The 17,112-nt window shown below is 68.4% G+C and carries 17 protein-coding genes and 1 pseudogene; 3 read left to right on the forward strand and 15 right to left on the reverse strand.

What is annotated here, in order from left to right; translation table 11 throughout:
* Positions 1–62: 62 nt before the first annotated feature.
* Entirely contained in the window at positions 63–782 is a 720-nt protein-coding gene (locus ACIBO8_RS36845; protein ID WP_396120179.1) for a type 1 glutamine amidotransferase domain-containing protein, read from the reverse strand.
* 318 nt (positions 783–1,100) lie between these two features.
* On the opposite strand from ACIBO8_RS36845, the gene ACIBO8_RS36850 reads away from it, so the two are divergent.
* Positions 1,101–1,460: a hypothetical protein gene (locus ACIBO8_RS36850; RefSeq protein WP_396120180.1), complete on the forward strand. Its 360-nt coding sequence runs from the start codon at positions 1,101–1,103 to the stop codon at positions 1,458–1,460.
* 107 nt (positions 1,461–1,567) lie between these two features.
* On the opposite strand, the gene ACIBO8_RS36855 is transcribed toward ACIBO8_RS36850, so the two are convergent.
* Genes ACIBO8_RS36855 through ACIBO8_RS36885 form a run of 7 tightly spaced genes read right to left on the reverse strand, consistent with a single transcriptional unit; the run spans position 1,568 to position 7,508 of the window.
* Positions 1,568–1,990 carry a VOC family protein gene (locus ACIBO8_RS36855; RefSeq protein WP_396120181.1) on the reverse strand — a complete coding sequence of 141 codons (423 nt, stop codon included), beginning with the start codon at positions 1,988–1,990 and terminating at the stop codon, positions 1,568–1,570.
* Positions 1,987–2,616 carry a DJ-1/PfpI family protein gene (locus ACIBO8_RS36860; RefSeq protein WP_396120182.1) on the reverse strand — a complete coding sequence of 210 codons (630 nt, stop codon included), beginning with the start codon at positions 2,614–2,616 and terminating at the stop codon, positions 1,987–1,989. Before ACIBO8_RS36860 ends, ACIBO8_RS36855 begins: the two co-directional genes overlap by 4 nt.
* Positions 2,609–4,159: a GMC family oxidoreductase gene (locus ACIBO8_RS36865; RefSeq protein WP_396120183.1), complete on the reverse strand. Its 1,551-nt coding sequence runs from the start codon at positions 4,157–4,159 to the stop codon at positions 2,609–2,611. Before ACIBO8_RS36865 ends, ACIBO8_RS36860 begins: the two co-directional genes overlap by 8 nt.
* A gap of 9 nt (positions 4,160–4,168) precedes the next feature.
* Positions 4,169–4,546: a nuclear transport factor 2 family protein gene (locus tag ACIBO8_RS36870; protein WP_396120184.1), complete on the reverse strand. Its 378-nt coding sequence runs from the start codon at positions 4,544–4,546 to the stop codon at positions 4,169–4,171.
* 23 nt (positions 4,547–4,569) lie between these two features.
* On the reverse strand, positions 4,570–5,001 hold the full coding sequence (locus ACIBO8_RS36875) for a nuclear transport factor 2 family protein (RefSeq protein ID WP_396120185.1): 432 nt from the start codon (positions 4,999–5,001) through the stop codon (positions 4,570–4,572).
* A 25-nt stretch (positions 5,002–5,026) separates the two neighbouring features.
* A complete protein-coding gene (locus ACIBO8_RS36880) occupies positions 5,027–6,673 on the reverse strand; it encodes a thiamine pyrophosphate-binding protein (RefSeq protein ID WP_396120186.1) in 1,647 nt (548 codons plus the stop codon).
* Between the two features lie 7 nt (positions 6,674–6,680).
* Positions 6,681–7,508 carry a type 1 glutamine amidotransferase domain-containing protein gene (locus ACIBO8_RS36885; protein WP_396120187.1) on the reverse strand — a complete coding sequence of 276 codons (828 nt, stop codon included), beginning with the start codon at positions 7,506–7,508 and terminating at the stop codon, positions 6,681–6,683.
* Positions 7,509–8,056: 548 nt separating this feature from the next.
* On the opposite strand from ACIBO8_RS36885, the gene ACIBO8_RS36890 reads away from it, so the two are divergent.
* Complete coding sequence (locus tag ACIBO8_RS36890) at positions 8,057–9,271, forward strand: IS701 family transposase (RefSeq protein ID WP_396120188.1); 1,215 nt, start codon at positions 8,057–8,059, stop codon at positions 9,269–9,271.
* A 32-nt stretch (positions 9,272–9,303) separates the two neighbouring features.
* On the opposite strand, the gene ACIBO8_RS36895 is transcribed toward ACIBO8_RS36890, so the two are convergent.
* From ACIBO8_RS36895 to ACIBO8_RS36925, 7 genes are all read right to left on the reverse strand, one after another.
* Positions 9,304–10,512: a PP2C family protein-serine/threonine phosphatase gene (locus tag ACIBO8_RS36895; RefSeq protein WP_396120189.1), complete on the reverse strand. Its 1,209-nt coding sequence runs from the start codon at positions 10,510–10,512 to the stop codon at positions 9,304–9,306.
* Positions 10,513–10,529: 17 nt separating this feature from the next.
* Positions 10,530–11,003 carry an ATP-binding protein gene (locus tag ACIBO8_RS36900; protein WP_396120190.1) on the reverse strand — a complete coding sequence of 158 codons (474 nt, stop codon included), beginning with the start codon at positions 11,001–11,003 and terminating at the stop codon, positions 10,530–10,532.
* 2 nt (positions 11,004–11,005) lie between these two features.
* Positions 11,006–11,326 carry an STAS domain-containing protein gene (locus tag ACIBO8_RS36905; protein ID WP_396120191.1) on the reverse strand — a complete coding sequence of 107 codons (321 nt, stop codon included), beginning with the start codon at positions 11,324–11,326 and terminating at the stop codon, positions 11,006–11,008.
* 42 nt (positions 11,327–11,368) lie between these two features.
* On the reverse strand, positions 11,369–13,510 hold the full coding sequence (gene glgX / locus ACIBO8_RS36910; RefSeq protein WP_396120192.1) for a glycogen debranching protein GlgX: 2,142 nt from the start codon (positions 13,508–13,510) through the stop codon (positions 11,369–11,371).
* Positions 13,507–13,869 (reverse strand): STAS domain-containing protein, encoded by a 363-nt coding sequence (locus ACIBO8_RS36915; RefSeq protein WP_396120193.1) that lies wholly within the window; start codon positions 13,867–13,869, stop codon positions 13,507–13,509. Before ACIBO8_RS36915 ends, glgX begins: the two co-directional genes overlap by 4 nt.
* 8 nt (positions 13,870–13,877) lie before the next feature.
* Positions 13,878–15,680, reverse strand: a complete 1,803-nt coding sequence (locus ACIBO8_RS36920; RefSeq protein WP_396120194.1) for an AGE family epimerase/isomerase — start codon at positions 15,678–15,680, stop codon at positions 13,878–13,880.
* A gap of 474 nt (positions 15,681–16,154) precedes the next feature.
* Complete coding sequence (locus ACIBO8_RS36925; RefSeq protein WP_396120213.1) at positions 16,155–16,769, reverse strand: sensor histidine kinase; 615 nt, start codon at positions 16,767–16,769, stop codon at positions 16,155–16,157.
* Here ACIBO8_RS36925 and ACIBO8_RS36930 point away from each other — a divergent pair.
* A pseudogene (locus ACIBO8_RS36930) lies at positions 16,651–17,058 on the forward strand (arginase family protein); the annotation flags it as partial. The gene ACIBO8_RS36925 and the pseudogene ACIBO8_RS36930 overlap by 119 nt on opposite strands.
* Positions 17,059–17,112: the final 54 nt, after the last annotated feature.

Below are 17,112 nucleotides of genomic sequence, written 5' to 3' on the forward strand. Positions count from 1 at the left end.
CTCAGCTTATACCGCCGCCCATGGCGTACGGTGCGAGGCGCCCCTTTCTCCCACCATCGCCGTCATGCCAGCTTCGACAGGAATTTCTCCGCCAGTGCCGTCGAGGAGTAGGGGTTCTGTCCAGTGATGAGATTGCGGTCCTCGACCACCCAGGAGCCCCAGATCTGCGGCGCCTTCTCGTACTTCGTGCCGAGCCGCTCCAGCTCCACCTGCAGCACGAACGGCAGTTTCCCGGCCATGTCGGTGACCATTTCCTCCTCGTGCGAGAAGGCGGTCATGCGGTATCCCTCGAGCGGCCACCGGCTGTGCCCGTCGCGCAGCCCGAGCAACGCCGAGTGGCCGTGGCAGACGACCGCGAGCGGCTTCTCGAGCTGCAGGATCCAGCTCACGACGCGGGTCACGTGCGGATCGTTGGGCAGATCGTCCATCGCTCCGTGCCCGCCGCTGATGTAGATGCCGTCGTAGCCGGCGATGTCGGCGTACTCCAGCCGGTCCAGGTTCCCCGGCTTGCGCAGCACTTCCAGCGAGTCGATCACCTCCCGGTAGTGCGCGGCGTTCTCCGCGTCGTGGTCCGGGGAGCCGGCCGGCCGGGTGTAGCCGATGGTCTGCGGGGTGAGACTGCCCGGGTCCGGCGTCGGCGGCGTGCCGCCGATCGTCGCCACGTCGACGCTGTGCCCCGCAGCGACGAACTTCTCGTAAGGAACGACGAACTCCTCGGCCCAGAAGCCCGACGGATGATCCTGCCCGTCGAGCAGGCCGAGTTTCGCCGACCTGGTCATCATGATGAGGATCCTTGCCATTTCCGCACACCCTTTCACCCCGACCCGCGGGCCGGAAAGAATTGTTCGCGGCCATTTGCGGCCGGCGCCTCACGGCTTGATACGAAGCATATTCCCGGGTGCGTCGGTGCCGTCAAGCAGCAAGGAAACGTAGTGTCCGCGCGCAGTGCGGGAACCATCGGCCGGAAATCGGTGAGAAATAGTGCACCAGACCTGACGATATGCTGGCCGTCATGGTTGCTCGGCACGGTGGTGACGGTCGGCGAAGATACGATTTCCGCATCGACCGGATCGTATTCGATTTCGACAGGAGAACCCACGATGACCGCTGACAACGGCACCGCCGTCGCCCAGGACTTTCTCAGCTCGCAGGTCGCGCTGCTCGAGGCCGGCGACACCGCCACGCTCGCCCTGCGCTATGCCGAGGACGCCGTCTTCGTCCGCTTCGACTTCGTCGCCCACGGCCGCGACGAGATCAAGACGATGTTCGACGGCTACCTTGAGGAGCACCCCGAGGTCGGCGACGTCGCCGCCGTGAAGATCACCGAGGACATCCTCATGTACCAGGCCAGCGAACGCCTCAACGGCAAGCTGGTCTGGGCCGTCGGCACCATCTACTTCGTCGACGGCCTGGTCGCGCGCCAGACGGCCGCGTTCATCGACCGTCCGTTCGAGTCCTGATCGCCCGTCCCCGCATGCGGGGCGGCGCCGTAGCGGCGCTGCCCCGCTTGTCGGTCAGCGTGGCGGAAGCCCGGCCCTGTGTCGCAGGGCCCGGGCCTCCGTGTGGATCAGACAGCGATCGCCTCGTCGTCGTGGAAGCCCTCGCTGACCTCCACGACCACACCGTCGGGGTCGGTCAGCCAGACGCTGCGCCACCCGGGCAGAAAGTCGTCGAAGCTCAGCGGTCCGAGCGACACCGGCAACGACGCGGCCCGCTCCAGGAACCCGTCGAGGTCGTCGGTCTGGAACGCCAGATGCCGCACGATGCCGGGATCGGGCGGCCCGTCCGCCGTACCTACGATGCGCTTGTCGGCCGACGACCCGAACAGCTCGAGGTAGACGTCGCCGTGTCGCAGGAACACGATCTCGCCGTCGTCGAGCTTCACCGCCCGGGCCCGGTGGAAGCCGAACCATTGCTGGTAGAACGCCTGGGTCGCGGTGAGGTCCCGGCAGTTGAGCGCCACGTGCGACCAGCGCATCCCGCTGCTCATGCCGGCGCCTGGGAAGCGGGCGCCAGGTCCCGGCGGTCTGCGAGCAGGTCGATGAGCTGCCGGGCGAACAGGTGGGCGTGCATGCCCGTACGGCCGGTGACCAGGTCGTCGCCGTCGACCACGACGTCCGAGTCGACGTACTCGGCGCCCATGTTGCGGACATCCCCGACGAGGTTGTTGTGGCAGACGACCTTGCGCCCGCGGATCGTCTCCGGGATGGACGCGAGCAGCCAGAAGCCGTGGCAGATGATGCCCTTGAGGATGCCGGGTTCGGCGAACGCCCGCTTCAGCAGCGCCGCGGCCGGCGCGAGCTGGTTGACGTCCTCGGTGAAGCGGAGGCGATCGGAGACCATGCCGGACGGCACGATCACCGCGCTGTACGAGCGCAGCGTCTCGTCGTCGACGTTCTCGAGGCTCTCGTGAGCGTCGAACGGCGCGCGCCACTCGTGGCCGTAGAACGTGATCTCGTTCTGGCCCCACAGCCGGGTGAGGAAGTGGACGTCCGCGCCCTCCTCGGCGAACCTGCGCTGGTAGTAGTGGATCTCGGGCTCGAAGTAGTCGCTCTCGATGAGGATCGCGACCTTCGCGCCGGACAAGGGCCCCTCGCGCAGGGTGATCTCAGCCATGGCGTGCCTCCGTGATCAGGTCGGCGGCCTTCTCCGCTATGGCCACGATGGCGGTGTGGCAGTTGCCGGAGGGCACCGCGGGCATGACGCTCGCGTCGACCACCCGGACGCCGTCGACGCCGCGCACGCGCAGCTGCGGGTCGACCACCGCGAGGTCGTCGATGCCCATCCGGCAGGATCCGGCCTGGTGGTGGTAGCAGTCGGCGCGGGCGCGGACGAAATCCTCGATCTGGCGGTCGGTGCGGACGTCGCGGCCCGGGGAAAGCTCGCCGTGCAGGTGCCCCTTGAACGCCGGGGCCGCGAAGATGTCGCGGGACATCTTGAAGGCCTCCACCATGCGGTCCACGTCGGAGCGGTCGCCGAGATAGTTCGGGTCGATCAGAGGCGCCACGAGCGGGTCGGTGCTTGCCAGCTTGATCGTGCCGCGGGAGTTGGGCCGTACGACGCCGGGCAGGATGGAGACGGCGTTGGGGTGCTGCCGGCCGACGATGATGTCGAACGGCACGTGCACGAACGCCAGCTGCAGGTCGGGTGCGAGCAGGCCCGGCCGGGAAACGGCGAACAGCGCGGATTCCGACAGGTTCTGCGTACCCGCGATCACGGGATCGGCGGTTTCCGCGATGAGGCCGGTCAGTACGTGATTGTGGAAGTTCCTCCCCACGCCGGGCAGGTCGGCGACCACGCGGATCCGGAAGCGGCGAAGGTCGTCGCCGTGGCCCAAGCCGGAGAGCAGCAGCAGCTTGGGGGACTCGATCGCGCCTAGGCAGACGAGCGTCTCGCCGGTGGCGCGCGCGGTGTGCACGCCGGCGTCGGCGCGTGACACGCCCGGCAGCCGGCGTCCGGGACCGGCCGGCTCCGGGGGTTCCTGCTGCAGGTAGCGTACGCCGGCGCAGCGAGCGCCTTCGAAGACGAGGTTCAGTGCGTGTGCTTCCGTGCGCAGGGTGAGGTTGGGCCGGTCCAGCGCGGGCTCGAGGAAGGCCTGCAGCGCACCCTTCCGCTTGCCGTTCTCCACGTCGATGTGGTGCCAGCCGGTACCGATCATCTCGGGGCCGTTGAAGTCGGGAACCCGGGTGTGCCCCAGCTCCTCGCACGCCTCGATGAAGACCTTCGACAGCGGGTTCGGGTCGTGCTCGCCCGCGTCGGTGACGGTCTGCGTCTGTTCCAGCCTCGTGAAGTAGGGCTCCAGGTCCGCGTACGACCAGCCGGCCGCCCCCTGGTACGCCCAGTCGTCGAAGTCGGACCGGTGCCCCCGGATGTGCATCATGATGTAGAGGTTGCTGCTGCCGCCGGGCAGTTTGCCCCGAGGCTCGTAGACCGTGCGGCCGTTAAGACCGGGCTGCGGCACCGTCCGGTAGCCCCAGTCGACGGAGCTGCCCAGTAGCGTGAACCACAGCGGCGCCTGGTCGACGGCTGCGGGCACGAAGTCGCTGCCCGCCTCCAGCACCAGCACGCGCACCGAGGGATCCTCGGTCAGCCGGCGGGCGAGCACGGAGCCCGCGGTACCGCCGCCGACGATCACGTAGTCGAATACCTCGTCGCTCATCGCAGCCCCCTACGACGCAGCGGGGAGGACGGCGCGGAACGGCAGGGTGTCGTGGAAGTTCGCCATGTAGACGATCTCCCCGCCGACGACGTGGAAGTAGTTCATCACGTCGGCCTCGATGCGGCCGCCGCCCGGGACGACGGCGCTGATGTGCGACACGACGCCGGCCTTGCCGCCGTCGACGATCACCTCATGGGGGTGGTTCTCGAACGATGCGTACATGGCGGGGAAGCCGGCCATCATCGCGCGCAGCGTCTCCCGGCCCTCCACGTGGCCGGCGAGCTGCTCGTCCATCACCTGGTCGGCGGCGAAAAGGTCGCACCAGGCATCCCAGTTGCCGGCGTTGGCAAGCTCGTAGTACCGGGTCACGATCGATGCGGTGTCCATGACTCTCCTTCGGACCTGAGGGGCTAGAGCGACGCGGAGCCGGGCATCGGCTCCATGCGGTCGACGACGTACGTCTTGAGCTTGGTACCGCCGTCCGGCGTGAACACCAGCTCCCAGGTCTGGTACGCGTCGAAGCCCAGGAACTCGCTCCTGGCCGCCGGCGGGTTCCAGATCTTCGCCTGCCAGTTGACGAGCACCTTCAGGTCGGCGCCGGTCTCGTCCAGCCGGGTGAACCGGACCGACGTGACGGTGTGCTCCTCGTCGAAGAAGCGGTTGGTGACGGCCTTGTACCAGTCGATGAAGCCGGAGTGCCCTCGCGCGGTCACCTCGGGGAAGCGCATCTCCAAGCCCTCGTCGAGCAGGTAGGGCAACACATCGGCCAGCTCGTCGTGCCGGTCCAGGGCGCGGTACCACTCGACCACGAGGGTGCGGATGGAGTCTTCGGATACAGCCATGACTGTTCGTCCTCTCGCGGGCGGCTCAGGACCGCAGGGTGTCGTCGGTCTGCAGGTCGATCAGCAGGGGCCGGCGGGTGGTGAGGATCCGCTCGACCGTCGCGGCGATCTGCTCCGGCTTGTCGAGCCGGACGCCGTCGGCCCCCAGCGACTGCGCCAGCGCGGAGAAGTCGATCGCCGGGTGGCTCAGGTCGAACGAGTGCGGGTGCGCGCGCCCGGCGATGCCCTGCTCGCGCCAGTACTCGTCGATGTTCGCGTTGAGCAGCTGGTAGCGATGGTTGTTGCAGACCACGAACACCGCGGGCACATCGTGCCGGGCCGCGGTCCACACCGCCTGGTACGTGTACATCGCGCCGCCGTCGCCGGTGAAGCCGATCACCGTACGGCCGGGGTGGGCGATCTTCATGCCGACCGCGCCAGGGATACCGACGCCGAGCGAGCCGCCCCGCGTCACGAGGTAGTGCCCGGGCAGCTGCGGCTTGAGGTACCGGGTGAGGTACGGCGAGGCGGTCAGTGCCTCGTCGAACACCATCAGGTCCTTCGGCGCCCGCCCGGCCAGCTCGGCTAGGAACGCGCCGATCAGGGTGTCGTCGGGGGCCTCGTCGGCGGCCGCCCGCTCAGCCGCGCGCCGCCGGATGTGCGTGGCCGCCGCGGCCTCCTGCTCCGGGGTACGCAACCGGTCGAGCACCCCGGCGAGCGCGGCGAGCGTGGGTTTCGGATCGGCGACGAGCCCGAGCGTCACCGGGTGGTTCTTGGCGATCTCGTAGTCGTCCAGGTCGATGTGGACGATGGTGGCGTCCGGCGCGAACGGCGACGTGAGCTCCGGGAACACCTCCGGGAACACGTACGTGCCCACGATGAGCACCGCGTCGGCGTCCTGCACGGCCGCCTTGCTGACGGGCCCGAACATGTGCCCCAGGGCGCCCCTCGAGAGCGGGTGCGTGGACGGCATGGGCAGGTCGGACGAGTCGGCGTACCAGACATCGGCGCCGAGCTTCTCCGCGACCCGGACCAGCTCGGCCTCCGCGCCGGAGGTGGTGACGCCGTCGCCGATCACCAGCACGGGCCGCTCGGCGCCGGACAGGAGCGCCGCCGCCTCGGCCACCTGGTCGGCGGTGGGCACCGCGCGGGCCGACGGGACGACCGTTGGTACGACCAGCTCGTCGTTTAGCGCGTCGAGCACGTCCATCGGCAGTGCCACGAACACCGGCCCGCGGGGCGGGGTCATGGCCGTCTTCACGGCCCGGCGCAGTATCCGCAGCAGCGACCGCGGGTCGACGACCCGGGCCGCCCATTTCGTCACGGGCCGGGCCATGGCGACGAGGTCCGCCGCCATCTGCGCGTCCATGGAGTCGTACGCGATGCCGGACTCGCCGGCTACCACGACGAGCGGGGTGTGGCCCCGCTTCGACTGGTACATCATGCCGATGCCGTTGCCGAGGCCGACGCCGCTGTGCAGCTGGAGCACGGCCGGGCCACGGGTCGCGCGAGCGTAGCCGTCGGCCACCCCCGCCGCCACGGTCTCCTGCAGGGCCAGGATGTAGTGGAAGTCGGGAAAGGACTCCAGGGCGTCGAGGAATCCCTGCTCGACGGTTCCCGGATTACCGAACATGTGCGTGATGCCGTCGGCGAGGAACTGTTCGATCATCGCCTCTTTGCCGGTTCTGGGCATCGTGCGCCTACCAGCCGTAGCGGCGGAGACCACGCTCCAGAACCTCGACCATCTTCTCGCCGGTCCTGAACGAGTCGGCGGTCGAGCGGCCGGTCACGAAGGGGTGGTCCACCACGACGGAGATCTCCTTGCCGAAGTTGCCGTGGTAGCGGCCCCCGGGCGCGGTGGCGTCGCGCAGGATGTACTCCAGTGGGTACGGCGGCGGCCCCATGTTGAAGTCCGTGGTGAGGAAGCCGGTGCCGTCCTTGTAGTCGTACTCCTTGCAGTGGCCGGTGACGTGCTTGTTCTTGATGATGCTCTCGCGGCTCTCCCAGTCGCGGGCGAACGCGAGGCAGGCCACGCCGTAGCACTCAGCGCCGATGACCTTGCCGGAGCGCAGGAACGCGAGGATGAGGTCGTGCACCCGGCCGTTGTTGGCGAGGTCGACGATGGGACCGCTGCCGCCGACGATGAGCAGCGCTTCGTAGCAGGCGATCCGCTCGTCGAGGTGGTCACCGATCTCGCGGTTGTAGGACTCCAGCGCCCGCAGGTAATTGTCGTCGCTGGTGTAGGGACGCTCCGGGATCCACGAGGAGAGATCCTCAGGATGGTCCAGGCGGTCGGACTGGTCCAGGGCGATAGCGGCCTTGGCGACGTCCTCCGAGACGACGCTGCGACCCAGCGGCGGGTCGATGAAGCCGGCGTCGAGGCTTGGCGGCAGCGCGAGCGGCCGGCCGCCCCGCGGCGTCAGGAACGTGACCTCGTAACCCTGCTCGTCGAATCGCGTGAGCGGGCCGAGCAGTTCTTCACCCCAATAACCGTACTCGGACAGCACGGTGAGGATCTTTCTGGACATGAGGACCCCTCATCCATCGAATTCGGGCCGGTGATAGGCGAATACTTATGCGCGTCGCGGGGCAAGTCAACGGATTGCAAATCCGCCGATCCGACGCGCGGCAATCGGTTGCCGATATACGTCAAGTCGGCTGGTGTACGCCCGCGCGCGGGGCCATTCGCATCGGCGGAGGCCGGCAGGACGCCTGCCGGGGCGGTGCACCGGATGCGCGGGTGTCCGGCCAGAGAAGCGCCGTACTACGTCAAGTTGCCCGTTTGTCCCCGAATGTGGCGGCGTCTGTCTCATTACTCAGAGGAGTTGCAACAACACGGAGCGTTGGCTTATAACGGGTATAACAGCGCAATACGCCGCGATGGTCGGCGCTGGACGTCCGTTACGCAGGTGTAAGTGGCAATAAAGCGTTTTAGGCGGCGCGCGGGGTGGTCAAATTTCCCGTTCTAGTTCTTGTATTCAACGAAATCGTTGACTAAAAATGGCATTGGCGCTCACCCGGCTACTTCCTTTGCGGGGCCGCAACAGCTCGAGCGCCCGACCGTCGGGGAGTCAACGTGACTGAGGGCGACGAACGCGCCGGCGTGACCTCGGAAGATCACTTCCAGGAATTCTGCAGCGACATTTTCCGGACGCTGCACCGTGCTGATCAGCGACGCGCCGGTCAGACCTACCTGAACGGCCTGATCAACTGCGAGGGCCGCAAGTCGATCCGGCGAATAGCCGCGCTGGCTCCGGGCAGCCACTCGGAGCAGTCGCTGCAGCAGTTCATCAACCAGAGTCCCTGGGACTACCGGCCCATCCGGGAGCGCCTGCTCGGCCGGCTGATCGAGACGGTCGAGCCGACCGCCTGGGTCATCGGTGAGGTGGCCTTCCCCAAGCACGGACGGTACTCGGCCGCGGTGCACCGGCAGTACGTGCGCGCCGAGCAGCGGGTGAGCAACTGCCAGCTGGCCACCGTCGCCGTCCTGGTCACCGGGCAGCACTGCGTGCCGGTCAACTGGCGGCTCGTGCTGCCCGAGCCGTGGGGCGCCGACGAGGAGCGCCGCTCGCGGGCTCGCATGCCGGACCACGAGCGGCCGCGGCCGTACTGGCACTACCAGATCGAGACGATCGACGACATGATCCTGGACTGGGGCATGGCCCCCGCGCCGGTGATCGTCGACGCCTGCCAGCTCACCACGGTCGAGGCCCTGCTGGCTGCGCTGTCGGAACGTGACCTGCCGTACCTGGTCCAGGTCGGACCGAACCTGCCCGTCCGGTACGCCAGCGAGCGGCCGCGGCTCGCCGGTGGCCGGCCGGTGCTGCAACCGGGGGTACGCCCCTCGCCGTGGCAAGGCACCGCCGGCGACCTGGTGCACCGGCTGCACGCCCAGCCCCGCGCGACCATCAGCTGGGAGAACGACGGGCGGACGCACCGCTCGCAGTTCCTGACCGCGCCGATCATGCGCCCGGGCGGCCCCGGGGGACAGCCGGAGGGCTACTCCCGGGGGGCCGCCGAGCACCAGCTCGTCGTGGACTGGCCGTTCAACAAGCCGAAGCCGCGCGGGTACTGGATCACCAACATCGACGACGAGCCGCTAGCGAGCGTCGTGGAGTTGATGCGCTTGCCGTCCAGGGTGCACAGTCGTCTCGAGGCGATCGCCGCCCGCTTCGGACTGCGCGACTACGAGGGCCGCACGTTCGCCGGCTGGCACCACCACGTGACCCTGGTATCCGCGGCATGCATCTTCTCGCTGCTGGACTCCCTGCGAAGCGCGACTCTGGGCTGATCCCCGCGTGGTGAGGTGGCCCGCCGGCCACCTCACACCTCGGCCGGCACCGGGCGGCGACGGATCGCCAGCATGGTGATGTCGTCGCTCTGCTCGGCCACGCCGGCGTGCACGGCGAGCTCCCGCTCGATGCAGTCGATGAGCTCCCAGACGTCCAGGTCGCCCGCGCAGACCAATCCGATTACCCGGTGCTCACCGAAGAACCCCCCGGACGGGTCGCGCGCTTCGCTCACCCCGTCGGTGTAGACGAACAGCAGATCGCCGCCGCGCACCACGGCGCGGGCAGGGGCGAACACCGCCTTCGCCGTCAGGCCCAGCGCCGGGCCGGTCGGCGCAAGATTCACCACCCCACCGTCGGCACGGCGCAGAATCGGCGCGTTGTGGCCGCAGTTGACGTACACCAGCGAGCCCGAGACGGGGTCGAGGATCGCGAAGAAGACCGTCGCGAAGTACGCCTGCCGCATGTGGTTCTGCATGAGGTAGTCGTTCGTGGCCATGACGGCCCGCAGCAGCACGGCCTCATCGCGGCTGTGCTCGTCCTCCCGCAGCGGCGCGAGGCCCGGCACGGCGCCGCCCCGCGCCCCGTTGTCGAGATACACGGCCGTGTGCCGCAACAGCGTACGGATCAACGCCACGAACAGCGCCGCGCCGACGCCCTTGTCGCAGACGTCGGCGACCACCAGCGCGATGCGCCGGCCGCCGAGCAGCTCGAACGCGTCGTAGAAGTCCCCCGACACCTCGCGCGCCGGACGGTACGCCGCGGTCAGGTCCCATCCGTCCGGCGCGGGCAGGCCGGTGGGCAGGAAACCCATCTGGATCTCCCGCCCGATGGCCAGCTCCCGCTCGTAGCGCAGCAGGTCGGCGGCGTAGCTCCCCGCTGTGGCCTGGCGCCACGCCTGGCGCCGGCTGCTGGTGATCAGACGGTCGCGGACGTTACCCGGCACGTACGGCGGGACGATGTAGTCCGTACCCGCCAGCACGTGTGGTTCCAGGTCCGCGAAGTCGCCGTCGACGAACGCCACGACGGCCGGTACGCGCCTCGTCGTGCGGGTCGTCCATGCCACCAGGCGCCGCACCAGCGCGACGTCCAGGTTCGCGTTGACGAGCAGCAGGTGGGGTGGCTGCACGAGAGGGAGCTGCTGCCGGGTCACCGCTTCCGGCAGCAGGTGCAGGACGCTCGTACCGGCGGTCGCCAGGACGGCGCCGAGGCGTTCCGCGTTGACCGACCTCGGACTGATCATCCACGTCGACTGCAATGTCATTCCTGTTGCCTCTCGCCCGGTGCAGCGTTGCTCTCAGGTTCGGCAGCCGACGTCGGCCCACGGCCGACGTACACGGTCACGTGGTTGCGCCCGTTCGCGTAGTCGTAGGCCATCCGATCGACCGCCTGGCGGGCCAGATAGAGGCCCAGCCCGCCCGGCGTACGCTCGCCGAGCGGCCGATCGAGGTCTTGCGGAGTGTGGCCGCGGGTAGAGTCGAACGGGGGTGCGTCCTCACTGATCCGCAGCCAGACGTAATCGGTCTCGACGCAGCCCTCGAGCAGAATCTCGCTCCAGGGCCCGCGAGAGGTGCCGAAGCCGTGCACGATGGAGTTGGTGACAAGCTCTTCGACTGCCAGCCGCAGCCGCCCGGCCCGCACGGCGGACAGGCCACCGGCCCGGGACAGGGCGTCGACGAACGCGACCATCCTGTCCAGCGAGCCGGTGGTCGCCGGTAGCGTCAGCTGGTGCATTCCTATTCGGGGACGTGGTCGGCGAAGACCACGCTGTGGTGGAAGCCGACCATCCGGATGGTGCGCTCGACCTCGTCGCTGGCCTGCACCAGGACGATCGTGACGCCGTCCGCCATCTTCTGGCGGGCGAAGACGAGGCCACGCAGGCCGGCCGAGGAGAGATAGGTCAGCTCGGACATGTCCAGGACCAGGCGCTCCACGCCGCCCTTGGCGGCGAGGTCGACCTGCCTGCCGAACTCGGCTGCGGTGGAGGCGTCCAGCTCGCCGTCCAGCGTGATGACGACGGTGGTGCCATTGCGGGTCAGGGTGGTGTTGAACGACACGATGGTGCTCCTCAGTTCATGTTCTCGCGGGTGCGGGGCCGGTCAGCCGTTGAGCGGCCGGCTCCCCAGCAGGACGACGGTCGAGCGCGGGCCGAGCGTGATGGCATGCTGGTTGTCCAGGAGCACCTCCTGGCCGGGCACGGCGGTGTCGTGCGGCGCGGGTGCGTACGTGTCCGCGAACCGGTGCCAGCGCATTCCGTCGGGCAGGTCCGGCAGCTGCATCTCGTGCGCCTCCCAATGGGAATTCGCCGCGATGTAGACGTGGCTGTCGTCACCGTCCAGGTTGTGCCCGTTGCGCATGACCGCGATCACCCGGCTCGATGCCGACCAGTCCGGCTGCCAGGCTTGCGTGCCGTGCCAGCTGACATCCGGGTAGCCGCAGCCGACCGGGTCCTCGCCGCGAGGGTGGTGCGGTTCCCGCAACGAGGGGTGCCTGGCGCGGAACGCGATCAGGTTGCGCACGAAGCCCAGCAGCTCCGTGTTCTCCTCGACCAGGTCCCAGTTCATCCACGTCAGCTTGCTGTCGTGGCAGTACGCGTTGTTGTTGCCCTGCTGGCTGCGGCCGACCTCATCGCCCGACAGGATCATCGGGACGCCCTGGCTGGTCAGCAGCAGCACCATGGCGTTCTTCATCTGGCGCAACCGCAGTGCGTTCACCTCCGCGTCGTCGGTCGGTCCCTCGACGCCGCAGTTCCAGCTGTTGTTGTCGTTCGCGCCGTCGTTGTTGTTCTCGCCGTTGGCCTCGTTGTGCTTGTCGTTGTACGACACCAGGTCGGCCAGGGTGAAACCGTCGTGACAGGTGATGAAGTTGATCGACGAGCAGGCCCCGCGGGCCCAGTAGAGGTCCGGCGAGCCCACCATGCGGGTCGCGAGGTCCCCGACGTCGCCGTCACCCTTGAGGAACTTGCGGACGGTGTCGCGGAATTTGCCGTTCCACTCCGACCAGCGCCGGTAGTTCGGGAAGCTGCCGACCTGGTACAGGCCGCCGGCGTCCCACGCCTCCGCGATGAGCAGGCAGTCGGTGAGGACCGGGTCGAACGCCATCGACTCGAGCAGCGGCGGGTTCTCCAGCGGGGCGCCGTCGGTGCCGCGCCCGAGGATCGCCGCCAGGTCGAAGCGGAAGCCGTCGACGTGGTACTCGCCGGCCCAGAAGCGCAGGCACGAGAGTACGTAGTCGCGGACGACGGGGCTGTTGCAGTTGAGGGTGTTCCCCGTACCGCTGAAGTTGTAGTAGAAGCCCTCCGGCGTGAGCATGTAGTACGTCCGGTTGTCCATCCCGCGGAAATGGATCGTCGGGCCGCACTCGTTGCCCTCGGCGGTGTGGTTGAAGACGACGTCGAGGACCACCTCGATGCCGGCGCGGTGGAACTCCTTGACCATGTTCTTGAACTCGTCGCGCTGCATCCCGAACGCACCGGTGGCCGCGTAACCCGCCTTCGGGGCGTAGAAACCGACCGTGGAGTAGCCCCAGAAGTTGTAGAGCCGCTCACCGGTGGCCTCGTTGATGCGGCTGTTCTCGAACTCGTCGAACTCGAAGACCGGCATCAGCTCGACGCAGTTGACGCCGAGTTCCTTGAGGTACGGGATCCTCTCGACCAGGCCGGCGTAGGTGCCCGGCTGGGCCACCCGGGACGACGCATCCCGGGTGAAGCCGCGTACGTGCAGCTCGTAGACGACCAGGTCGGTCGACGGGAGCCGCAGTGGCCGGTCGTTCTCCCAGTCGAAGTCTTCGAACGTCAGGCGCGACCGGTACGGGTACGCGTTGCTGCGGTCCGGCTCGACGCCCCAGGTGTCGCGACCCGAGAACGCGCGGGCGTACGGGTCGGCCAGCACCCGCGTGTGGTCGAAGCGGTCGCGGAAGTCCTGCTGGTCGGGTCCGTAGACGCGGTAGCCGTACTCGATGTTCTCGTAGTCGAGGCCGAACACGACCATCGACCACACCGAGCCGATCCGGAACTCCGCCGGGATCGGTAGCTCCGCGCTGGGGTCGCGCGCACCCAGGGCGTACAGGACGAGGGTGACGGCGCTGGCGGAGCTCGAGTAGATCGAGAAGTTGACGCCGCCGCCGGGTACCAGCGTGGCACCGAATGGCTCGACCCGCCCGGGCCGCACGTCGTACCCGTTGACCTGCTGGGTCGGGAACGAGTCGATGCGCCCGGCGGGCGCCTGGATCGCGGCGGTCACCGGGCACCGCTTCCCTGGGGTACCGGGTCAGCGAGCCGGGCGAGGCCCTCCTCGACGCTGTCACCGACGGTGAAGAACGACAGGAACCCGGTGGCGGTCAGCACGTTGCGCAGCTGATCGGAGAGCCCGACCAGGGCGACAGTGACGTCCAGCGCCTGCGCCTGCCGGTAGATCTGCAGCATCGTGCGCAGCCCCGCGCTGGTCACCGTCCCCAGGCCGCTGAGTTCCAGCAGCACGCGCCGGTGCGGCGGCAGCGCCTGGACGATCTCGTTCTGCGTCTCGGGCGGCACGCGGCCGTCGAGGTCTCCCGACAGGCTGAGGATCACGATCTCTCCCGCCTCGCGCTTGCGAACGTCCATCGATGAGCTCACCCCTTCCGGGAGTTCATCGTCGGGACCAGCGTCACCTTGACCGCCAGCGACTCGGTGGACTCGGGCAGCTCCACCGTCGCGGCTTGGGCGTCGAACACCTCGTACGGCTTGCCGTCGATCTCGACCTTCTCGAGGCGGAAGCTGCCGGCGGGCAGCAGGTCCGGCGCCACGCGCAACACCCGGTGGGCGTCCGGCCGGGGCTTGAAGTACAGGTCCAGCGGCTGCCCGCTGATCAGCAGCGACGTGTACGTGACGGCCAGGTAGCACAGCTCCGCGGAGTGGTACATGCTCATCGAGTGGCTGCCCTTGAGTCGCTCGGTGCCGAGCAGGTACGGCATTCCACTGGCCAGCACGTTGAAGTACACGCCTCCCTCGTCATGGTCCAGGAAGAACGCGTTGTAGAACGCGGCCGCCTGGCGCGCCTCGGCCAGGTTCGCCTCGCCGCCGACCGTGCCCGACAGGATCAGGTAGGCGAGGATGGCCTGCTCCTGCTGCCACCACGCCTTGCGGTCGTGCCAGGCGAACCGGTGCCACTCCTGTCCCGGCTCGAGCGTGCGCTCCACGACGTCGTACCAGCCGCCGCGCTGCCGGTCGCTGCCCACCGACGGCATGATCTTCGAGATCTTGTCGGCCAGCTCGCGATAGCTGTCCTTCGGCGTGACCGAGTACATCCGCATGAGATTCCAGGCGATCTTCAGGTTGTGCCCGACCACCGCGCGGTCGCCCTGCCAGCTGTGCTTCAGGTCGTGCGACCAGTCCTGGAAGAAGCGCTCGTTGACGAACGGGCTGTAGTCGTAGTCGGGGAAGCGTTCGACGATCGTGTCGAACGTGCGCTCGAGCATCTCCCGGTACTTCTCCTCGCCGGTGGCGAGGTAGGCGTTGATCAGGTACGCGGGTGCGTGGTCGCCGACCGAGTTCCAGTTCTTGCGGGCTCGGTTGGGACCGAGCGACTCGTGGTCGGGGCTGAGCAGCACCGGGTCGATGTGCGAGAAGTAGCCGCCGCCTGCCCGGTCGCGGAAGTGGTTCTCGAACAGCCGCATCGTGTGGTCGATGTCCGAGGCGATGCGCCGGTCGCCGGTGACCCGGAACGTCTGCGTCGGGCCGGCCAGCGCATAGATCTGCTCGTACATCGGAATGGCGTCGTAGTCGTCGTCGAATTCCGAGGTGAACAGCTTCTTCTCGTAGTCGCCTTCGATCTTGATGCCGTGGTACCAGTAGACGATGTCATTGTCCGTGTCGACGAAACGCATGTGGTCGCGCAGGTACTGGGTCCCGCGCTCGGCGATCTCCAGGTATTCGTCGTTGCCGGTCAACATGTACGCCGACGCCATGCCGTACACCATCCGGGATATCGTGTCGGTCTCCTGGACATGGCTGTCGGTCTTCTCGCCACCGAGGCGGATGATGGTGCGGTACTCGCGGTAGTCGATCGGGCCGGCACCGAATTGCGCCCGGCGGTAGAAGCCGGCGAGCGAGTCGAGCTGGTTGGTCCACCAGGCCCGGTTCTCGAAGCTGAATTCGCCGACCGCACGGCCGTTGAAGACCAGGCGCTTCGCCTCGTACGTGTAGCCGCCGCCCTCGGGGTAGAAGGTGCCGTAGACGAACAGGTGGCGGCCCTCGGTGAGCAGTTGCGGCAAGTGGGTGCACGCGTCGACGTACGGCTCGTCCAGGTTGCGCAGCATCTCGGCCGAGCAGTCCGGCGTCAGGTGCACCGCGTACGTGTCACCCGCCCTAGTGCGCAGCTCGAAGACCCCGCGTTTCTCGTCGTACGAGGTGACGTGCCCGGCGATGGTATCCATGAAAGGAAAATGCATGACGGCGTCCTACCTTTGATTGATGGGCCGGCAGCGGGTGTCCGGACCGCCTCGAATTGATTGACGCGGCTCGTGGGAAATCGATGCGAAACGGCGGCCCGAATACCTGAAGAATCATCACCGAGCGTGGATAGGAGGTCAACGCCGGGCGCATGCTGCACTCACGCGCCGAACACTTGACCGGTTCTCTACGTCAAGTCGGCGCGACACCTACCGCCGATCGGGGAGCCGCCGGGCTTAGTCCGGTGAACGGGTGAATCGATTGCACGTGGTCCTCATGAGACTGCCGCCGGGTGACGGGACGTCGCTTAGCGTGGGGGCATTGTCGTGCCGCGAGATCGAGGTGCAGATGGAATCCCCGGCGAGTTCGTCCGAACTGTCAGGCGCGACCGTCCTGCTCGACATCGCGATGGTGCTCGTCGCCGGCGCCGTGCTGGGCCGCTGCGTCCTGCGGCTGCGTCAGCCCGCGGTGGTCGGCGAGATCATGGCGGGCATCGCCCTGGGACCCAGCCTGCTCGGTCTGCTGCCGGGCGATCCCACCGAGTGGTTGTTCCCCGGGAAGTGCGTCCGTACCTCACCGGGCAGATCGATGTCGAGCAGGATGGCCTCCGGGTCACCCGTGTCGGCGGCGAGTAGTCGGCTGCCGGCGGTGGGGCGGCTATCGGTGGGGGTGTCGGCGGCGGGCAGGTAGACGATGAATTTTGCGCCGTGGCCGGGTTCGGACTGCAGGTCGATGCGCCCGCCGTGGGCCTGCACCAGCCGGCGGGCCACGGCGAGGCCGAGGTCGGTGCCGCCGGCACGGCTGTGTTGTTCGCCGACTTGCTGGAACTCCTCGAAGACGCGTTGCTGGTCGGCGGCGGAGATGCGGGGGCCGGTGTCAGCGACGCTGATCGCGATCTCGTGGCCGATCCGTCGGGCGGCGAGGAAGATCTGCCCGCCGTCAGGGGTGAACTTGATGGCGTTGGACAGCAGGTTCGTCACGATCTGCCAAAGCGCCGCGCGTCGAGGTGTCCGGCCGGCTCGGCCAGGTCGACGCCACCATCCTGCCCGGGTGCCCGGGTGCCCGGGTTCCAGGGTTCCCCGGTTCGCCGGGCCGGCAACCTTCGCTCGGCTTACGCGCGCCGACGAGGTCTCCGACCTGGACGTGGCGGTGATCGGGGTGCCCTTCGACGCGGGCGTCAGCTACCGGCCCGGGGCCCGGTTCGGCCCGGCCCACGTGCGCGAGTCATCACGGCTGCTGCGGCCGTACAACCCGGCGGCTGACATCGCACCGTTCGTCGTGCAGCAGGTGGCCGACGCCGGCGGCCTGGCCGTGAACCCGTTCGACATCGAGACCGCGATCCGGCAGGTCCACGACGGCGCCCGGGCGATGCTCGAGCGGGCCACCCGGCTGATCACCATCGGCGGCGAACACGAC

This window comes from Actinoplanes sp. NPDC049681 (genome assembly GCF_044465265.1).
Lineage (GTDB): Bacteria > Actinomycetota > Actinomycetes > Mycobacteriales > Micromonosporaceae > Actinoplanes.

What these genes read in the sequence shown, in the direction of transcription:
- ACIBO8_RS36845 (WP_396120179.1), bottom strand. Translation starts at nt 782, where the DNA reads ATGATGACCAGGTCGGCGAAACTCGGCCTGCTCGACGGGCAGGATCAT.
- ACIBO8_RS36850 (WP_396120180.1), top strand. Translation starts at nt 1,101, where the DNA reads ATGACCGCTGACAACGGCACCGCCGTCGCCCAGGACTTTCTCAGCTCG.
- ACIBO8_RS36855 (WP_396120181.1), bottom strand. Translation starts at nt 1,990, where the DNA reads ATGAGCAGCGGGATGCGCTGGTCGCACGTGGCGCTCAACTGCCGGGAC.
- ACIBO8_RS36860 (WP_396120182.1), bottom strand. Translation starts at nt 2,616, where the DNA reads ATGGCTGAGATCACCCTGCGCGAGGGGCCCTTGTCCGGCGCGAAGGTC.
- ACIBO8_RS36865 (WP_396120183.1), bottom strand. Translation starts at nt 4,159, where the DNA reads ATGAGCGACGAGGTATTCGACTACGTGATCGTCGGCGGCGGTACCGCG.
- ACIBO8_RS36870 (WP_396120184.1), bottom strand. Translation starts at nt 4,546, where the DNA reads ATGGACACCGCATCGATCGTGACCCGGTACTACGAGCTTGCCAACGCC.
- ACIBO8_RS36875 (WP_396120185.1), bottom strand. Translation starts at nt 5,001, where the DNA reads ATGGCTGTATCCGAAGACTCCATCCGCACCCTCGTGGTCGAGTGGTAC.
- ACIBO8_RS36880 (WP_396120186.1), bottom strand. Translation starts at nt 6,673, where the DNA reads ATGCCCAGAACCGGCAAAGAGGCGATGATCGAACAGTTCCTCGCCGAC.
- ACIBO8_RS36885 (WP_396120187.1), bottom strand. Translation starts at nt 7,508, where the DNA reads ATGTCCAGAAAGATCCTCACCGTGCTGTCCGAGTACGGTTATTGGGGT.
- ACIBO8_RS36895 (WP_396120189.1), bottom strand. Translation starts at nt 10,512, where the DNA reads ATGATCAGTCCGAGGTCGGTCAACGCGGAACGCCTCGGCGCCGTCCTG.
- ACIBO8_RS36900 (WP_396120190.1), bottom strand. Translation starts at nt 11,003, where the DNA reads ATGCACCAGCTGACGCTACCGGCGACCACCGGCTCGCTGGACAGGATG.
- ACIBO8_RS36915 (WP_396120193.1), bottom strand. Translation starts at nt 13,869, where the DNA reads ATGGACGTTCGCAAGCGCGAGGCGGGAGAGATCGTGATCCTCAGCCTG.
- ACIBO8_RS36920 (WP_396120194.1), bottom strand. Translation starts at nt 15,680, where the DNA reads ATGGATACCATCGCCGGGCACGTCACCTCGTACGACGAGAAACGCGGG.